The organism is Actinocorallia herbida, assembly GCF_003751225.1.
GTDB lineage: Bacteria > Actinomycetota > Actinomycetes > Streptosporangiales > Streptosporangiaceae > Actinocorallia > Actinocorallia herbida.
Genome location: NZ_RJKE01000001.1, coordinates 5,311,344 through 5,327,683, shown reverse-complemented (window position 1 = coordinate 5,327,683; position 16,340 = coordinate 5,311,344). Strand labels below are relative to the sequence as shown.

Sequence of the window (16,340 nt, the reverse complement as noted above, 5' to 3'; positions counted from 1 at the left end):
CACCTCACCGCAGCCGCGGCGGAGCCGATCATGCTCAGAAGGCGAGGCCGTCCCAGGTGATCTCCAGATGGAAGGGTTCGGGAAAGTCGATGCCGGTGCCCCGGCTTGGGCGGCCGGGGCACCGGTCGGTCAGTCGCCGCCTCGGTTGAGCCAGGCGGTGAGGGCGCCGTTGGAGGCGATCTGGACCCAGTCGGCCCGGCCGTCGCCGTCGATCTCCGGGAGGGCGACGCGGCCGCCGGTGCCGGTGGCGATCTGGCCGCGGTCGGTCCAGGTGGGGGTGCCGGTGTTGAGCCAGGCCCGGGGGACGCCGTCGGGGTCGAGGGCGATGTAGTCGGCGAGGCCGTCGGCGTCGAGGTCGGCGAACTCGATCTGGGCGTTGGCGCGGGCCGGCAGATCGGTGAGGATGCGGCCGCCCTCCTGCCAGCCGTTGTGGCCGGGGGAGTCGCCGCCGCGGTTGTACCAGACGTCGACGTACTGGTTGAAGTCGACGAGGCGGACGTAGTCGGCGCGGCGGTCGCCGTCGAGGTCGGCGAACCGGATCTTGTCGAGGTGGACCGGGGTGCCGAGGCCGTAGTTCGGGCGCGGCTCCCAGCCCTGGTGCCAGCCGGACGCGTCGGTGGTGTCGCCGCCGCGGTTGAGGTACACGTCGATGCCGTTGTCCTCGCGGACGACGACGTAGTCGTCCTTGCCGTCGCCGTCCATGTCGGCGAAGAAGACCCGGTCGGGGGCCGTGCCCGCGCCCTGGGCGATCTCGGCGCGGTACACCCAGCCGCCTCCGCCGGGCCCGTCGCCGCCGCGGTTCAGCCAGACGGTCGCCGCCCCGGTCGGCGAGAGCCAGACGTAGTCGTCCTTGCCGTCCCCGTCGAGGTCGGCGAACTTCAGGGCGTCGGCGAGGTCGGGGTTCCCGGGCAGACCGGCGGCGATGACGCCCTGGGGCGCGTAGCCGTTGCGCTCCGAGCACAGCGAGGTCATCGTCATCGGCCCGGGTTCCTGGACCCAGCCGAGGGCGAGCACGTTCTTGATGCCCGGCCCGAAAGCGTCCGCGAGTTTGCGGTAGCCGCCGTCGTTGGGGTGCACGACGTCGTCCAGGTCGGCGAGCGTGAGCGCCGGTTCGACCAGGAGGACGCGGTCGCCGCGGGCGGTGCGCTGATCGATCATCGGGGCGATCGCCGCGTTGTAGGCGCTGATGCGCGCCTGGATCGCGGGGTCGGCCGACGGCGTCAGCAGCGAGACGACGATCGCCACACCCGGCGATCCGGCGAAGATCTGGTCGATGAACGCGCTGAGCCGGGCCGGAGCGTCGGCGACGTCGACGTCGCGGACCATGTCGTTGGTCCCGGCCATCAGCGTGACGATGTTCGGCCGCATCCCGGGGACGGCGTCGGACGCCTCCTGCCGGATCTGGTCGATCGTGTAGCCGGGCCAGCCCTCGTGGTCGCGGTCGGGGATGCCCACGCCGGTGCAGCGCTCGCCGACCAGGTCGCGCTTGGCGATCGGCGACCACGGCAGGGCGGCGCCGCCCAGGCCCAGATCCTCCAGGGTGATCATGCCGACATCGTGCTGGATCTCGTCGCGCGCGCCGGAGGAGTCGCTGCTGTTGAGGCCCTGGGTGATGGAGTCGCCGAGGGGCATGAGCCGGGTCGACTCGGGGACCAGCCCCGGCAGTCGCTGCCTTGCGTAGACGACGCGGTGGTCGGAGTCGGGCACCTGGTCGTCGTGGTTGTAGACGCTCGCCTGCTGGACGCCGTTCTGCACGGCCTGGGCGTCGTCGGTGACGAAGTAGTCCAGCCGGCCGCCGTTGTCGTGCGTGGGGACGCCGGCCGGAGTGGTGATCCGCAGTGCGCCCGTCGGGTAGCCCGCGCGGCCGGCCAGGGTGTCGGGGTCGACGTTGAAGTCGCCGCCGACGGTCCAGTTGTACTGCACGTTGCGGTCCTGCGCCCACGTGTTCACCGCGTTGCCGATGGCGCCGAGCAGGACCGCGGAGTCACCGCCGCCGCCGCTCAGTCCGTGCACGGTGAAGTACCAGTGGGCGCCGTACCGCACGCCCAGCGCGGTGCGCCCGGCGTCGACGGGGTTCTGCACCACGTTCACCTCGTCGGGCTCGTCCTGGAGCACCATCGCGAGGTTGACGCGGCCGCCCTGGCCGTTCTGCGTGAGCAGGAAGTAGACGTGGCGGCGGTACCGGGTGGAGCCCGGCGTCCAGATGGAGTGCTGGACCGTGTGGGTGTGGATCGCGCCCTGGGAGTCGACGGTCGTGCGGACGATGCCGGGCTGCGCTTCGGCGCTGCCGGGAGGACCGGAGCCCGCCTCCTGGAGCATCATGATCGGGACGAGCCGGGCATAGCGCGCGACGTAGTCGGGCCACTTGCTGCTGTTCGGCGCGCTCGCGGTGCCGCCGCGCATGTTCCAGCTGAACAGCGGGGTGCTCAGCAGGGGCTTGTCGGCGGCCAGCACGGGGGTGGCGGGCAGGAGCGCGACCAGCAGGGACGCGAGCAGCGTCAGGGCGGTCGCGAGGGCGACGGTGTGCCTGCCGCGCCGGGCCGGGTGCGTGATCACTGGTCGCCTCCGTTGTTCAGGTAGCCGACCAGGGAGCCGTTCGGGGCCATCACGATGTAGTCGACGCGGCCGTCGCCGTTGAGCTCGCCGAACATGATCCGGTCGATGGCGTCACCGGTGCCGTGGGCGTACAGGGTGAGCGTGCTCCAGCCGAAGCGGGTCTCCGCGCCGGGGGTCTCGCCCTGGTTCTCGTAGGCGTAGAGGCTGCTGTCGTCGCTCAGCAGGAGGTAGTCGTCGCGGCCGTCGCAGTTGACGTCGTGGATCTCCTGCCGTCCGAAGTCCGCGGGCAGCGGGACGCCCTCGCGGACCTTGCCCCAGGGGGACCAGCCGCCTCCGCCGGGGCCGTCTCCACCGTCGTTGCGCCAGCCCTGGACCGGGCCGGTGTACTGGAGGGTGAGGTAGTCGTCGTCCCCGTCGCCGTCCAGGTCGGCGAAGTGGATCTGGTCGGCGGCCACGCCGGTGCCCTGGGCGACCTGGCCGACCGGGGTCCAGCCGGGAGTGATCCCGCCCGTCCCGGTGAGGTCGCCGCCGTTGTTAACGTAGCCGTCGATCGCGCCGTCGTCCTTGATGACGAGGTAGTCGTCGTCGCCGTCCCGGTCGAGGTCGGCGAACCTGACGCGCGCGGGCGGGTATCCGGCGCCCAGGGCGATCCGCCCCATGTAGGCCCAGCCTCCGCCGCCGGGCATGTCGGTGCCGTTGTTGCGCCACGCCCGGATGCCGCCGATCTCGTCGAGCAGCAGCAGGTCGTCGTCGGCGTCGCCGTCGACGTCGGCGAGCCGGAGCAGCGCGGTGTCGGTGACGTGCGGGACGCCCTGCCCGATCGTGCCGCTCGGGATCCAGCCGTTCCGGTCGGTGCACACGGCCGCCGCGGCGGCGGACGCGGACGGCGCCGTCAGGCAGGCCGCGAGCGAGGCCGCCGCGGCCAGCACCGCGGCCGGGCGGCGGCGCAGGCGTTCGCGGACGGTTCTGCCGGGCGGGCGAGCGGAGAGGCTCTCTCCAGTTCGCATGGCGAGGCTTCCTTTCGGGGGGACGAAGCCGGTACCAGGGGTCGCCATGCTAGGCACTGCGATCAGCGAAATCTAGAAACTCCTGTTACAAGATCGTAGCCGCGATGGCCGCCTCGTCGCGGTGCCGGGCGTCGCCGGGCCTGAGCTGGGAGAGCTCGTTCACCAAGCTCGACGCTCTGCTCAAGGTCTGACGAGGCCGCCCGCACCCACCCCGCAAGGGCGACGCCGGACTCTGCGCTGCCGTGCTCAGGCCCTGCTGCGCGGCGTGCTGAGGGTGAGCGCCGCGGGGGTGAGTGCCGCGGTAAGGCTCCGGTGATCCGATTCGGGAAGTCCGCCCACGGCGTCGGCCAGGTCGGTGAGAAGGTCGGCGACGAGTTCTTCGGCCAGGGCGGACGGGTCGGCGGAAGGGCCGAGTTTGCTGCGGGCGGCCGCGGCGCGCGGCGGGGTGAGCCGTTCGACCGCGGCCGTCAGCAACCAGGCCGGCACCGCGCCGGACGGGGGAACAAAGGGGCGGGACCCGTTGTAGCGGACGTCCTCGGCGAAGTCGGGATGCTTCACCTTCAGCACGGGACGCGGCCCGCGTTCCCCTGCGCTCCAGGGCCGGTCGGGCTTCAGGACATAGCCCTCGGCCCGATTGCCGGGCAGCTCCGGGAGGCCTAGCGCACCGGGCACCAGCGTCGGGAAGTCCACCGGCAGCTCGCGTAGCTCATGGCGGGCTCCGCGCGCTACCAGCGGCACGCACTCCAGCCCCGTGCCGGAGGCCAGCCCGGCCAGCTCGGCACGGCTCATCCAGCGCAGCCCCGACGGCGTGCGAACGGCCCCGTCGAACGCCAGCCAGACGAGATCGGGGGCGTACCAGACGCCGGTCTGCACGGCCCCGACCTCCTCCACGACCGCCACCTCCGGGTGCGGATAACCGCCTCCCGCCAGTTCCCCGTAGAGGACGACCTCTCGTCCCGCGGTCCGTGCCGCCGCCGCGGCCGCCGTCGCCAGCACGGGCCAGATCCGCGCCAGCCCGAAGAACGCCGCGAAGCGCTCCTCGTCCAGCGGTCCCCGCCGCCCCGCGGCCCGCACCGTCCTGCCGTCGCTCACCAGCGCCAGATGCGCCCCGTGCACCTTCTCCTCCGCCACCCACGCCCCACCCGGCAGCGCCCCCTCCCCGAAACGCTGCGCGATCTTCGGATACCGCACGCTTCAGCCCCCGTCCGTCGGCCCACTGCTCGCCGCCCACCCTCACAGCACCCGCGGGCACGATCAATCCGTTTTCCGCCCTCCGCGGATGCCACGAGCTCGCGGTCGCGGGCAGCCCCCGGCACGGCTCGCCGTCGCGCGGTGGGACCGCTCGCGGGAGGGACGAGGGTCGGTGGGGGCTTCGGGATCGGGTCGTGCGTGCTCCCAGGGCCGGGATCGTCTGCGTCGGGCGGAGCCGACCGGCGGTCCGCGGCTGCGGCGGACCGCCGGTCGGGGGAATCGCGACGCGGGCGCTCAGCGGGCGGGGAGCAGGGAGAGCACCCTGTCATAGGTGCCGTCGGACACGGCGTAGCGGAGGGGCTGCACCTTTTCGACGAGGATCTCGTGCGCGTCCGGCCGGGTCCACAGGAGACTCATCGCCTCGGTGAGGAAGTCGTCCAGGGGCATCGCCGCCTCGACGTTCTCCTGGTTCATCAGCGTGGTGCGGACGGCGGGCGGTACCAGCTCGATCACCTGGACGGAGGTTCCGGCGAGCTGGACGCGCAGGGCCTCGCCGAAGGAGTGGACCGCGGCCTTGGTGGCGCTGTAGGTGGGGGTGAGGGGCAGCGGTACGAACGCCAGGCCCGAGCTGACGGTGAGGATCGCGGCCTGCTCGCGGGTCGCCAGGTGCGGCGCGAAGGCGTAGACCATCCGGATGGTCCCGAGGAGGTTCGCGGCGATGGTGTCCTCCGCGACCTTCAGGGACCGCCCGTCGAGCACGTCCTCGGGCAGCATGATGCCCGCGGCGTTGACGACGACGTCGAGGCCGGGGTGGGCGGCGAGGCGGACCGCGTCGTCGAGCAGGATCTCGGCCGATCCGGCCTGGATGAGCAGGGGCGGAAGCCCGCGCAGGTCGGCGAGCGCCGGGCTCGCGTACGGCGCGGCAGGGTCGGTGCCCGCGAGGTGGCCGCGCGCCCTGACGGACAGGGCGGAGGAGGTCGGCGCCGGATCGACCTGCGCCTTGTCCACGAGGCTCGACCCGCTCATGGTGAGGTCGGCCGAGGGGTTGGCATCGATCAGTACCCGCAGGGGTTCTCGGCACGGTCCGCCCGCATGAGCCGCGGGGACCGCCCGGTCCGCGGAGCGGGCCGGTCCCGGCCGATCGGCGACGGCCGCAAGCCGATTCCAAGCGTTCTGCAATGGCGGGAGGCAGAATCGACGTCATACGAAACACTGGAGGTTTCGATGAACGCCGCGCGCTTCACGGCGCTCCTGCTGGCCCTGACGGTGACGGCCACCGGATGCCAGGCCAAGGGGTATGCGAAGCCGATCGAGACGCCGAGCCGCACCGCCGTCCAGCGCTGACCGCGAGCGGGTGCCGGCCGGCTGGTGAACCCCGCAGCGCAGCCCCCTGACCGGACCGCTCTCGCGAACGATCCGGCTCTGATCTGCCTCCCGGTACGGGAACACGCTCCGGCGGGGCGCGGTGGACGGGACCCTCGTCTTGTCCTCAGGAGATGATCGGGGCGGGGGAGCTCGTGACGGGGAAGCTACCGGTCACGGTGATGACGTCGTTCTTCTTGATGGCGCCGAGGCAGCCGAGGGAGACGGCCGCGACGGTCAGGTTGGGGGAACCGGTGAGGGTGAGGATGCCCGTGCTGTTGTTGTAGGTGCCGTTGACCTGCCCGGTCTGGCTGCTCGCTCCGCCGGATCCGTCGATCTGCGTGACGCACAGTCCGCCCAGGGAGCTCGTCTTGAACGAGACACCGGTGACGGCGACCGCCCTGACGGGCGGGAACGGGGAGATGACATAGACCTCCCACGCGCCGAGGAACGTGTTCGGGGTCAGGGTGAAGGTGGGAGGCATGGTGCCGGTGCACCCGCTCGGCGTGACGGCCAGCCCGTCGACGACCGGGTCCGCCCCGCTCCCGGACGTGTGCAGGGTTCCGCCGGCATGAGTGGAGGAGCAATTGATGGTGAGGCCGTTGGTGACGTCCTGAATGGTGAGGTTGGCGGAGGAGGCCGTGACCGGGCCGGCACCCGTCGCGGTCCAGGCGGTGACGCTGGTGCTTATCGGAAGGAAGTTCCCGATCGCCATGGCGGGGGAGCCCACGGCGAGTGCCATGGAGCCGGCGGTGGCGGTCGAAAGGGCGAATCTGCGCAGCATGAAGTGACCCTTCCTGCGGGGTGGGACGGCGATCGGGCCCGTAGCGCACGGTGATCGAAGAGAACCAACGAGAAATCGATCACTTTCGTCGAGTTTATATATGCGGTCCGTGGCCGACAACGGATCCGTGCGGCGAGACATGGCCACCGCGGAACTCTGTGTGCGGATGAGTAAGCAGCGGCGCTCTCTCATACCGCCCGTGATGGTTCCCGAATTTTCTCAGGGAACAAAGGTGAACCGCGGGAAATAGGGTGGACCCGGGGTTCTACGGGTGCGGGAGGGTGGCCGCAGGAAGTGCTGAGGGCCTGGACGAGGGGGAGGACCCAGCCGTCGCCGTGGTACCGGGATTCCTCGAGCGCGGCGTCGATGGCGGCGACAATGAGTGCATTGTCCAGAATGCCGGTCTTATTCCATTCTGTAAGGCGCTGGGAAATGGGCGTACGGGCGAGTCAGGGCGTCGCGGGAGATGCCAGAAGCCGGTCCCCTCGCCCTCACCGCCCGCCGGTTCGCGTCCCTGGCCGCCCGTGTCAGGTCCGCCCGCCTGCACTGACCCCCGAGTCGGGAGGCGCCCGCCCTCCCGGCTTCTCCGACGCCGCACCGCGAAGCCTCCGGCCCCTTCGCCGTAGCGGCGACGTCATGATCGTCAGTCCGGTTACAGTGCTCTCCTGGTGGTCCGGGTGGCTTCGGGAGGGGCGCGGGTGCGGGTGAAGCGGGTGCTGGGTCTGCTGTTGGTGGCATCGGTCGGGCTTGTGTTTCTCGTGTTGTATGTCCCGGCGCCGTCGCCCCGGCCGGTCGAGGTGGGAGCGTCGGGGTGCCCGGAGCGGCCGTACACCGCGCGGGGAGCGTCGGGGCTCTACGACATCGTGGCGTGGAGCCCGGGGTACACACGGGATCTCGTGCGGGACGGGGCCGTGGAGGCGGTGCTCTGCACGTCGGCGTTCGCGGCCTGGCCGGATCCGCTGCGGATCACCCGCGGCGTGCCCGAACTGGAGCGCGCCCTGGACCATCTGCCGCACAGCGAACCGTTCCGCTCCGCCCTCTTGCCCGGCTTTCCCGAAACCAACCTCGTCCTGACCTATCCGGACGGCGAGCGCGCCGTGCTGTCGTTCGACTTCAACTTGGGCGAGGTCGCCGCGGACGGCGCGGTGCGCGCCGGCGCCTCGGCCCTGACCCGCCTGTTCGCCCGGCTGTGGCGGACCGAGCACGCCGCCGCAGACCCCGCCGACGTCGAGCCGCCCCCATGTCCCGTCATGGACCACCTGATGGCTCCGTTCGCCGGAGCCCTCGTGCCCGGCATCGTCCGCGGCATCTGGCGTGACAAGGGCCCCGTCCTGCCCCTCCCTCCCGCCGTGGTCCGCGCCTGCCGCTACGTCCCCGACGGCGACCGCCTGGTCCTGCGCGCCACCCTCGACGTCCGCACCGACCTCCCGGCCCTCGCCGCCGCCCACAGGGAAGGCCTGCGCGGAGCACCCCGCCGCTGCCTCAACTCCTCAGCCCGCAAGCCCCCCGCCACCGTCGACGTCATCCTCTTCACCGACCCGACCTCCCGCACCGCCACCTCGACGATCCTCCACCTCCCCTGCCCGACCCCGGTCCTCCACTACCCCTCCGGCAGCCCCCCGTCGCCACCCCTCACCACCCTCCTCTCCCGGCTCCCCACCTGACCTCCGACGACGCCCGGACGGCGTCCTCGCCGCCTTCGCCCGACACCACGACCGCCTTACTGCGTGAAGTCCGCGGGTCGGTTCGGCGGGAAGGAAGCGGAGGCCGCGCTGCCGGGAGTGCTCGGGTCTCTCGCTACGGCAGGCCTGCCTTGTCGAGGAAGCCTTGGAGGGCCGACTTGCGTTTGTGGCGGAGGCGGAGGGCGACGAGTTCGCGGGTGAAGGCTGCGAGACCGTCGGAGCGTTCGGCCAGGAGGTGGGCCTCGGCGAGGAGGTCGGCGGCGTGGGAGTAGCGCCATTTGCCCGTGCCGGAGATGGTGGTCTCCGCGGCGTCGAGGAGGACGGGGATCGCGTCGGCGGGGTGGGTCTCGGCACGGCTTCTGGCGGCCGCGAGGAGGGCCGATCCGGACATGCCGTGGTCGAGGGCGGCGCGCCAGGCGGCTTCGGCCTCGCCTTCCAGGAGCAGGATCTCGATGAGCGTCGTGTGTCCGGAGCCGCCCGAGCGGCTGAGCAGCTCGGGGACGAGGGACAGCGCCCGCACCCGCCAGCGCGGCCAATGGTCGCCCGCGGCCTCGACGACCGCCTTGTACGTCGTGTCCATGGGCAGGTCGGTGAAGACCGGCCAGAGCAGCTCCACCGCGCCCCTGCGGTCTCCCGCCCGGACATGGCATCGCGCGGCCAGCTCGCGCAGTCCCCTCAGGTCGCGCCACACGGTCCAGTCCCGGTGGGGGCCGGGGTCCTTGAAGCGCTCCAGGTGGCCGCGGATCCAGCCGATCGCGTCGGCGTCCCTGCCTTCGGCCGCCAGCGCCTCGGCGATCCGCACGATCTCCGCGAGGACGGGTTCGCGGTCGCCCAGCAGGGCGATCAGCCCGTCGGCGCCGCCGTCGTGCTCGGCGAGGTGCGTCCGGAGCCTCGCCAAGGTCTCCGAGTCGAGCTCCAGCTCCTCGTCGGACTCCTGACGCGCCATCGCCCGTTCGACCCGGACCCGGTAGCGGGCCATCCCCTCGGGGCCGAGAGCGTCGGCGTAGGCGGGCAGGGCGTCGGCGAACAGCGCGTCCGCCTGGTCCACCATGCGGTCGGCGAGGGCGACCGGGTCGGGATGGCCGGCGGCGCACGCGGTCTTGTGGACCTCCCTCGTCTCGGCCAGCATCGTCTGGATGAGGTGCTCGGAATCCGAGACGTGCGGGACGAGCGCGTCGATCGCGTACTCGGTCAGCTCGATCGCGACCGGCGCGAGTCCTCCGGCGGTCAGCGCGGCCAGCTCTTCGAGGACCTCCTCGAACCGGGCGAGGGCCGGGTCGCCGTCCGCGTAGGTCGAGTACTCGTAGCGCGGCGCGGTGAGGACGCCCATCGGGACGGCCAGGCGATGGCGCAGCCGTTCGACGTCAACGACCGCGCCCGGGTCGGCGCCCGCCGCGACCTCCAGTCTCGTGCGCAGCACCGGGTCCGCCGCGGCGGCCTTCATCAGCTCCGCGGCCAGCCACTCCGGGTCCTGGGCGGCCAGGAAGTCGCGCAGACGGGCGTCGGTGATCTTCTCGGGCGCGTCCGGGAGGGGCAGCGGCCCGTCCTGCGCCAGCCAGGCCAGGGCGGTCGCGACGCCGTGCTTGCACAGGCCGCCGTCGTCGCCCATCGGGCAGGTGCACAGTGTTGACAGCCCGTCGGCCTGAAGGGCCACCCGCACTTCGTAGGGTTTCGTGCCGTTCACCCTGGCGGTCGTGCCGGTCGCGGTCACCGAGAGGTTCCCGACCTTGCCGCGGGCGAAGTAGACCCTTCCCCGGCTGAAGGTCCGCTCGCCGGCCCTGGCCCGAATCCACTCTTCGGTCACCCGCGCACGCGCCATGGCAACCCATGCTGCCGCAGCTCCCACGAAACCGCCGGAACAATACGAAAATCCCGAAACGACGGACGTGTCGACGGCCAGCGCGAAGCGGTCGGCGGCGAAGGGAGGCGCCTGCGCGGAACACCCCGCCGCTGCCTCTACCTCCGGCCCTCAAACGCCCCTTCCGCCGCCACACCCCCGCGACCTCAAGGTGGCCGTGCCGCGCGCCTGACCCGCCCGGCCCGACCGGGTCAAGGCGGCGGTGAAGCGGACTTCGGGCCGTGGACGTCGGGGCGAAGGCGGGTCGGACGGTTTCGATCACGCGGGTGCGGGTGGCTTAGCCGTAGGCGTGCAGGAGGGTGCCGACGGGGCCGAAGCGGGAGACGAGCGGCCCGATCGGGACGGGGAAAGGCGGATATCGTGGGGCGCCCCCCGGGGGAGATGCCCCGGCCAGAGCGCCGTCCAGGAGGACCACCGTGACCGGATCCGATCGGGTCTCCAGGCTCTCCAGGCCGTGGTCGCTGTGCGCGCTCGCGCTTGTCGTCGGCCTTGCGGGCGGGGCGCTGACGTCCTTCGGGCAGAGCGTGCTCACCGGCGGCTGGCACGCGCTGGTGAATTCGGCCGCTCCGTGGGTGATGGTCGCCTTTCTTGTCGGTTCGTGTGCCCGGGGGCGCTGGCGCGGCGCCGTCGTGGCGGGCCTCCTGTCACAAGCCGGCCTGGTCGCGGGGTACTACGTCACCTCGGAGCTGCGCGGCTACGCCGCCGGCACGACGTCCGTGCTGATCTGGATCGCGGCGGGCACGATCGCGGGACCGGTGTACGCCGCCGCCGGGTCGCTGCTCGCCGACGGACGGCGCCGCATCCGCGCGACGGCGGCGGGCGTCACGGGCTCGGTCTGGATCATGGAGGGGCTGAACTTCCTGTCACTCGCGTCGGACGCGAACTCCAACAGCGGCCCGGGCAGAACCGCCGCCTGGTGCTATCTCCTGATCGGCGTCCTGCTCCCCGTGGCCCTCGCCCGCTCAGCGCGCGATCGGGCCTACGCCCTGCCCGCACTTCTCTGCGGCGCGGCCGCCGCCACCGCCGCAGCCGTCCTCATCAACAGGGCCTTCCTTCTCTGATGACGCCCGCCCCGAAGCCGCTCGCAGCTCCCGCCGGGGAGACAGGGCGCTCCGAGGTCTGTTCAGTCAAGGCGGAAGGCGTTGACCAGTGTGTGAGGCGGTGGGGAGCGACGCCGAGGCGAGGAGGGTCGGTTTCCCGGCGCTGGGGGAGGCGGGCTCCGGGTGGCGGATCGGGCTCCCCGGGGGCGCTTGAAGGTGAGGGTGACGGCCGTGGGCCGCGCACCGACGCCTACGGCCGCAGCAGGACACCGGCGGAACGGGCCGCCTGGGACCTCGCCGCAGATCTCCTCCGCCACGGCCGTCGCGACCTCCACCGCGAAGCGGATGCGCCCGTCGAGGGAGCCGCCGTAGCGGCCGTTCGCCGTTGCCCGCCGGGAACCGGTGCGGAAGGTGGTCCGTTGCGGGGAGGCATCTGGCGCCTGGTCCGTTTTCGTGCGAGTCCGGGTGTTCCGGGACCTTCGCCGTCGCGTGGGCCGTGCCGGGGGAGGGGTCAGGGCTGTGCGGGGCTGCGGCGTTTGCGGGGGGTGGCGGAGCGGGGCGGCTGGGCGCGCATGTGGTCGCGTACGCGGGTCATGATGTCGCCGAGGTGGGTGACGTCGTCGTTGGTGAGCGGGTCGAACAGCAGGGTGCGTGAGAGTCGGACGTGGCCGGGCAGGACGGTCTGGAACAGGGTGCGGCCGGTGTCGGTGAGGGTGACGAGGGTGGCGCGGTCGTCGTCGGGGGAGGGGCCGCGGGTGATGAGGCCGGCTTTCTCCAGTAGGCCGGCCTGGTAGGTGAGGCCGCTGCGGCTGTAGACGACGCCGTCGGCGAGCTGGGTCATGGTGAGCGGGCCGGGGGCGTGGTACAGGCGTGCGATGAGCTGGAACTGGACGTAGGTGATGCCGCCTTCGGCGCGCAGCTGCTGTTCGACGGAGTGCTGGAGGAGGCCGACGGCTTCCAGCAGCACGAAGTAGGCCTCCAGTTGGCGAGGTTCGAGCGGCGGGACGTCGCCGTCGGTTTCGTCGGCGGTCGTGGCGTCGTGGTCGTTCATGCTCGCACTGTACATGCTTCGAACTCGAAGCACTGTGACGATCATCACCGGGCTCGGGGTGGTGCTTCATATTCGAAGCAAGTTAGGTTCTCTCTCATGCTTCAAATTCGAAGCAACCACGGAGGAGAGATCATGAAGGCAGTGCGGTACCACGCCCACGGCGGCGGCGACGTCCTGGTCCATGAGGAGGCGGCCCGTCCCGTCCCCGCGAAGGGGCAGGTGCTGGTGCAGGTCGCGGGGACCTCGTTCAACCCTGTGGACGTCGCGATCCGCGCGGGCTTCCTGCAGCAGGTCTTCCCCCTCACCTTCCCGCACGTGCCCGGGATCGACGTCGCCGGGACCGTCGCCGAAGTCGGGGCGGAGGTCATCGGCTGGAAGATCGGTGACGCGGTGGTGGCGTTCCTGCCGATGAACGCCGACGGGGCCGCCGCGCAGTTCGTCGCGGTTCCGGCCGAGCTCCTGGCGGCCGCCCCTGGCACGGTGGACCTGGCCGACGCCGCCGCGCTGCCCGCAGTCGGGCTGACGGCCTGGCAGTCGCTGTTCGAGCACGCGGAGCTGGCCGCCGGGCAGAGCGTGCTGGTCAACGGTGCGGGCGGCGCCGTCGGCGGGTACGCCGTGCAGCTCGCCGCGAAGGCGGGAGCGAAGGTGACGGCGACGGCGAGCAAGCGCAGCGCCGACCGGGTGGGCGGGTTCGGCGCGCACCGGGTCGTCGACCACACCGCCGTCCCGCTGACCCGGGCGGTCGCCGGGGACCGGTTCGACGTGGTGCTGAACCTGGTGGACACCTCACCGGAGGAGACCGCCGACCTGGTCGGCCTGGTCGCCGACGGCGGAGTCTTCGTCAGCACCACCACCCCCGGTTCGGACGATCCGGCACGAGGGGTGCGGGCGGTGCGGGTGTTCGCCCGCAGCGATTCCGCCCGGCTCGCAGAGCTGGTCGCCCTCGTCGACGCCGGCGAACTGCGGATCGACGTGGCGGCCCGGCGTCCCCTGGCCGACCTGGCCCTCGTCCACGCCGAGGCCGCCGCCGGAATGCTGCCCGGCAAGACCGTCCTCGTCCCCTGACCCCGCCCTTTCCCGCACGGCCCTTCGCATCAAGGAGAACCTCCATGTCCTTCGCCCTCGACCCGCAGGTCGCCGAAGCCCTCGCCCCCGGCGCCGCCGCCATGGCTGACCCGCCGCCGGCCCACATCGAAGTCGGCCGGCTCGACCTCTTCCGCGACGAGGACCTCACCTACGCCCTGCGCCTGTCCCAGGCCGGCGTGCCGGTCGAGTTCCACCTCCACCCCGGCGTCCCCCACGAGTTCGAAGGCATCGCCCACGCCTCCGACATCGCCCGCCGCGTCATGGCCGACCGGATCCGCGTCCTCTCCGCCTTGTGACCCACCGCCGCGCCGGGACCGGCGCCCGACGGACTTTCGACCTGTGAAGGAACCTGTGAAATGACGACCGCGTTCGACCCCTTCGACCTGTCCGGCCTCCCCCTCGCGAACCGGATCGCGATGGCCCCGATGACCCGCAGCCGCGCCCACGGGCCGAGCGGCAGCCCCACCGACCTGACCGCCCGTTACTACGCCCAGCGCGCCACCGCCGGGCTGATCATCACCGAGGGGATCCAGCCGTCGGCGGTCGGCCAGGGCTACCCGAACACTCCCGGCCTGCACACCGAGCAGCAGATCGCGGCCTGGCGGACGGTGACCGACGCCGTCCACGCGGAAGGCGGTGTGATCTTCGCGCAGCTCATGCACACCGGCCGGGTCGGCCACCCCAGCCTTCTGCCCGACGGCCTCACCCCGGTCGGCGCCTCCCCGGTCGCCGCCGCAGGCCAGGTCTACACCGCCGACGGCCCGCGGGACTTCGTCACCCCACGCGAGCTCACCGACACCGAGATCACCGCGACCATCGCCGACTTCGCCGCCGCCGCCCGAAGCGCCGTCGCCGCCGGGTTCGACGGGGCCGAGGTGCACGGCGCCAACGGCTACCTGCTGCACCAGTTCCTGTCCACCAACGCCAACCGGCGCACCGACCGCTGGGGCGGAAGCTCCGCCAACCGGATCCGCCTGACGGTCGAGACCACCCTCGCGGTCGCCGACGCCATCGGGGCGCACCGCACCGGCCTGCGCATCTCCCCGGCGAACGCCTTCAACGACATCACCGAAGACGACCACCGAAGCACCTACCAGGCGCTCATCGACGCGCTCGACCCGTCCGGCCTCGCCTACCTGCACATCTCCGAAGCAGGCGACCGCGACCTCACCCTGGAGCTGCGCAAGCGCTGGAACGGCGCCCTCATCCTCAACCCCCACACCCCCGGGACGATCACCGGCCCCGACCAGCTCGCCCTGATCACCGACGGCACCACCGACCTGATCAGCTTCGGCGGCCTGTTCCTGGCCAATCCCGACCTGCCCGCCCGCCTCGCCGCGGGCGGTCCCTACACGGCCCCCGACCCCGCCACCTTCTACGGCGGCGACCACCGCGGCTACACCGACTACCCCGCCCTCACCGCCTGACCTGCCCGCACCACCACGTCCGCGGCCCTCGCCGGACCCCCGGCGAGGGCCGGGCCATCCCGGTCGCACTCGCAAAGGCCCCGCCGCGGCGCGAAGCACACCGCCCGCACGAGCAGGCAACTGAGAAATGCGTCCATCTCGCGCTGCTGGGACCCGACCCGACCGGCACGGGTCAGGCCCACTGGGGACGACGCTGAAAAGCAGCCCCGGGCGCTTTCGACCTCGCCTTCGACGGCCGCCTCACCCGCAACGATCACTGAACAGCAACAACGACCTTCCCACCGTTCGCCGAACAGACCTGGGTGGGGGCGCGGGAGAGTCTGCCTCCGGCTTGATACATGCCGATAAGGGAATATCATGGGGCCCATGGCACGAGCAGCGACGACGTCGGACGTCTTCAACGCGATCGCCGAGCCGCAGCGCCGGGAGATCCTGGTACTGCTGCGCTCGGGTGAGCGGCCGGTGACCGAGCTGGCCAGGGAACTGGGAATGACCCAGCCGGGTGCGTCCAAGCACCTGCGGGTGCTCCGGGAAGTGGGGCTGGTTCGGGACCGCAAGGCGGGCAAGCAGCGCCTGTACGGCCTTGACGCCCGGGGGCTGCGGCCGGTCCACGAGTGGACCGGCGGGTTCGAGCGGTTCTGGCACGAGAGCTTCGACCGGCTGGACGCGTACGTGCAGGACCTGAAGCAGGCAAGGCAGGAGGATGGCTGATGAGCGAGATGGGACGGGGAGCGTCCGCGACGGCCGACCGCGAGGTCGTGATCTCCAGGGTCATCGACGCCCCGCGAGAACTGGTGTTCGAGGCGTTCACCGAAGTCCGGCACCTGTCGCGGTGGTGGGGACCGGAGGGGTTCACCACCACCACCCGGGCGTTCGAGTTCCGCGTCGGCGGGGAGTGGGACTTCGTGATGCACGGACCGGACGGGACGGACTACCAGGAATGGATCACCTGGCGGGAGATCGCCCCGCCGGAGCGGATCGCGCTGCTGCACGGTGAGTCCCGCGACGACCCGAACGCCTTCGAGTCGATCCTGACGTTCACGCCCGACGGCACGGCGACCCGCATCGAGATGCGCACGGTGTTCCCCACCAGGGAGCTGCGCGACGAGGCGGTCGAGAAGTACCACGCGATCGAGGGCGGCCGGCAGACCTTGGGCAACCTGGCCGCCTACGTCACCGAGATCGTTCGGAAGGGAGCGGAGGGCTGATCCGATGATTCTGCGTCCGGCCGTCGGTCTCCTCGCGCACCGGCGATCGAATCCGACCGAGCGTCCGCGCGACCTTTTGCCCAGGCAC

The 16,340-nt window shown here is 72.0% G+C and carries 14 protein-coding genes and 1 pseudogene; 8 read left to right on the top strand and 7 right to left on the bottom strand.

The genetic code is table 11. The annotated features are described in order from the left end of the window. Nucleotides 1-129: 129 nt before the first annotated feature. The 5 genes from EDD29_RS24175 to EDD29_RS24155 form a co-directional block, all read right to left on the bottom strand. Complete coding sequence (locus tag EDD29_RS24175; RefSeq protein ID WP_123666603.1) at nt 130-2,556, bottom strand: FG-GAP-like repeat-containing protein; 2,427 nt, start codon at nt 2,554-2,556, stop codon at nt 130-132. Beyond that, nucleotides 2,553-3,563 (bottom strand): FG-GAP repeat domain-containing protein, encoded by a 1,011-nt coding sequence (locus EDD29_RS24170; protein ID WP_170201541.1) that lies wholly within the window; start codon nt 3,561-3,563, stop codon nt 2,553-2,555. Before EDD29_RS24170 ends, EDD29_RS24175 begins: the two co-directional genes overlap by 4 nt. Nucleotides 3,564-3,809: 246 nt before the next feature. Further along, nucleotides 3,810-4,754 (bottom strand): RNA ligase family protein, encoded by a 945-nt coding sequence (locus EDD29_RS24165; RefSeq protein WP_123666601.1) that lies wholly within the window; start codon nt 4,752-4,754, stop codon nt 3,810-3,812. Between the two features lie 294 nt (nt 4,755-5,048). Further along, a complete protein-coding gene (locus EDD29_RS24160; RefSeq protein WP_281280932.1) occupies nt 5,049-5,933 on the bottom strand; it encodes an SDR family NAD(P)-dependent oxidoreductase in 885 nt (294 codons plus the stop codon). Nucleotides 5,934-6,243: 310 nt separating this feature from the next. Further along, nucleotides 6,244-6,900: a hypothetical protein gene (locus EDD29_RS24155; RefSeq protein WP_123666599.1), complete on the bottom strand. Its 657-nt coding sequence runs from the start codon at nt 6,898-6,900 to the stop codon at nt 6,244-6,246. A 758-nt stretch (nt 6,901-7,658) separates the two neighbouring features. Between EDD29_RS24155 and EDD29_RS24150 the strand changes: the two genes are divergently transcribed. Further along, nucleotides 7,659-8,564, top strand: coding sequence for a hypothetical protein (locus EDD29_RS24150; RefSeq protein ID WP_170201540.1), 906 nt, complete (start codon nt 7,659-7,661; stop codon nt 8,562-8,564). A 133-nt stretch (nt 8,565-8,697) separates the two neighbouring features. On the opposite strand, the gene EDD29_RS24145 is transcribed toward EDD29_RS24150, so the two are convergent. Then, nucleotides 8,698-10,401, bottom strand: coding sequence for an SWIM zinc finger family protein (locus EDD29_RS24145; protein WP_123666597.1), 1,704 nt, complete (start codon nt 10,399-10,401; stop codon nt 8,698-8,700). Between the two features lie 455 nt (nt 10,402-10,856). Here EDD29_RS24145 and EDD29_RS24140 point away from each other — a divergent pair, with 455 nt between their 5' ends. Continuing rightward, complete coding sequence (locus tag EDD29_RS24140) at nt 10,857-11,501, top strand: DUF6518 family protein (protein ID WP_123666596.1); 645 nt, start codon at nt 10,857-10,859, stop codon at nt 11,499-11,501. A gap of 490 nt (nt 11,502-11,991) precedes the next feature. Here the strand turns inward: EDD29_RS24140 and EDD29_RS24135 are convergent, their stop codons facing one another. Further along, complete coding sequence (locus EDD29_RS24135) at nt 11,992-12,531, bottom strand: MarR family winged helix-turn-helix transcriptional regulator (RefSeq protein WP_123666595.1); 540 nt, start codon at nt 12,529-12,531, stop codon at nt 11,992-11,994. A gap of 132 nt (nt 12,532-12,663) precedes the next feature. Between EDD29_RS24135 and EDD29_RS24130 the strand changes: the two genes are divergently transcribed. The 6 genes and pseudogenes from EDD29_RS24130 to EDD29_RS24105 all read left to right on the top strand — a co-directional run bounded on the left by EDD29_RS24130 (nt 12,664) and on the right by EDD29_RS24105 (nt 16,252). Further along, nucleotides 12,664-13,596, top strand: coding sequence for an NADP-dependent oxidoreductase (locus EDD29_RS24130; RefSeq protein ID WP_123666594.1), 933 nt, complete (start codon nt 12,664-12,666; stop codon nt 13,594-13,596). A gap of 44 nt (nt 13,597-13,640) precedes the next feature. Beyond that, the gene (locus EDD29_RS24125; RefSeq protein ID WP_123666593.1) at nt 13,641-13,913 is read left to right on the top strand and encodes an alpha/beta hydrolase; all 273 of its coding nucleotides are present in this window, start codon (nt 13,641-13,643) and stop codon (nt 13,911-13,913) included. 60 nt (nt 13,914-13,973) lie between these two features. Then, nucleotides 13,974-15,044, top strand: a complete 1,071-nt coding sequence (locus EDD29_RS24120; RefSeq protein ID WP_123666592.1) for an alkene reductase — start codon at nt 13,974-13,976, stop codon at nt 15,042-15,044. Nucleotides 15,045-15,130: 86 nt separating this feature from the next. Beyond that, a pseudogene (locus EDD29_RS48170) lies at nt 15,131-15,304 on the top strand (IS256 family transposase); the annotation flags it as partial. Between the two features lie 106 nt (nt 15,305-15,410). Beyond that, the gene (locus tag EDD29_RS24110; RefSeq protein ID WP_123670654.1) at nt 15,411-15,755 is read left to right on the top strand and encodes an ArsR/SmtB family transcription factor; all 345 of its coding nucleotides are present in this window, start codon (nt 15,411-15,413) and stop codon (nt 15,753-15,755) included. Continuing rightward, on the top strand, nt 15,755-16,252 hold the full coding sequence (locus EDD29_RS24105) for an SRPBCC family protein (RefSeq protein WP_123666590.1): 498 nt from the start codon (nt 15,755-15,757) through the stop codon (nt 16,250-16,252). The genes EDD29_RS24110 and EDD29_RS24105 overlap by 1 nt, the downstream gene beginning before the upstream one ends. Nucleotides 16,253-16,340 lie beyond the last annotated feature (88 nt).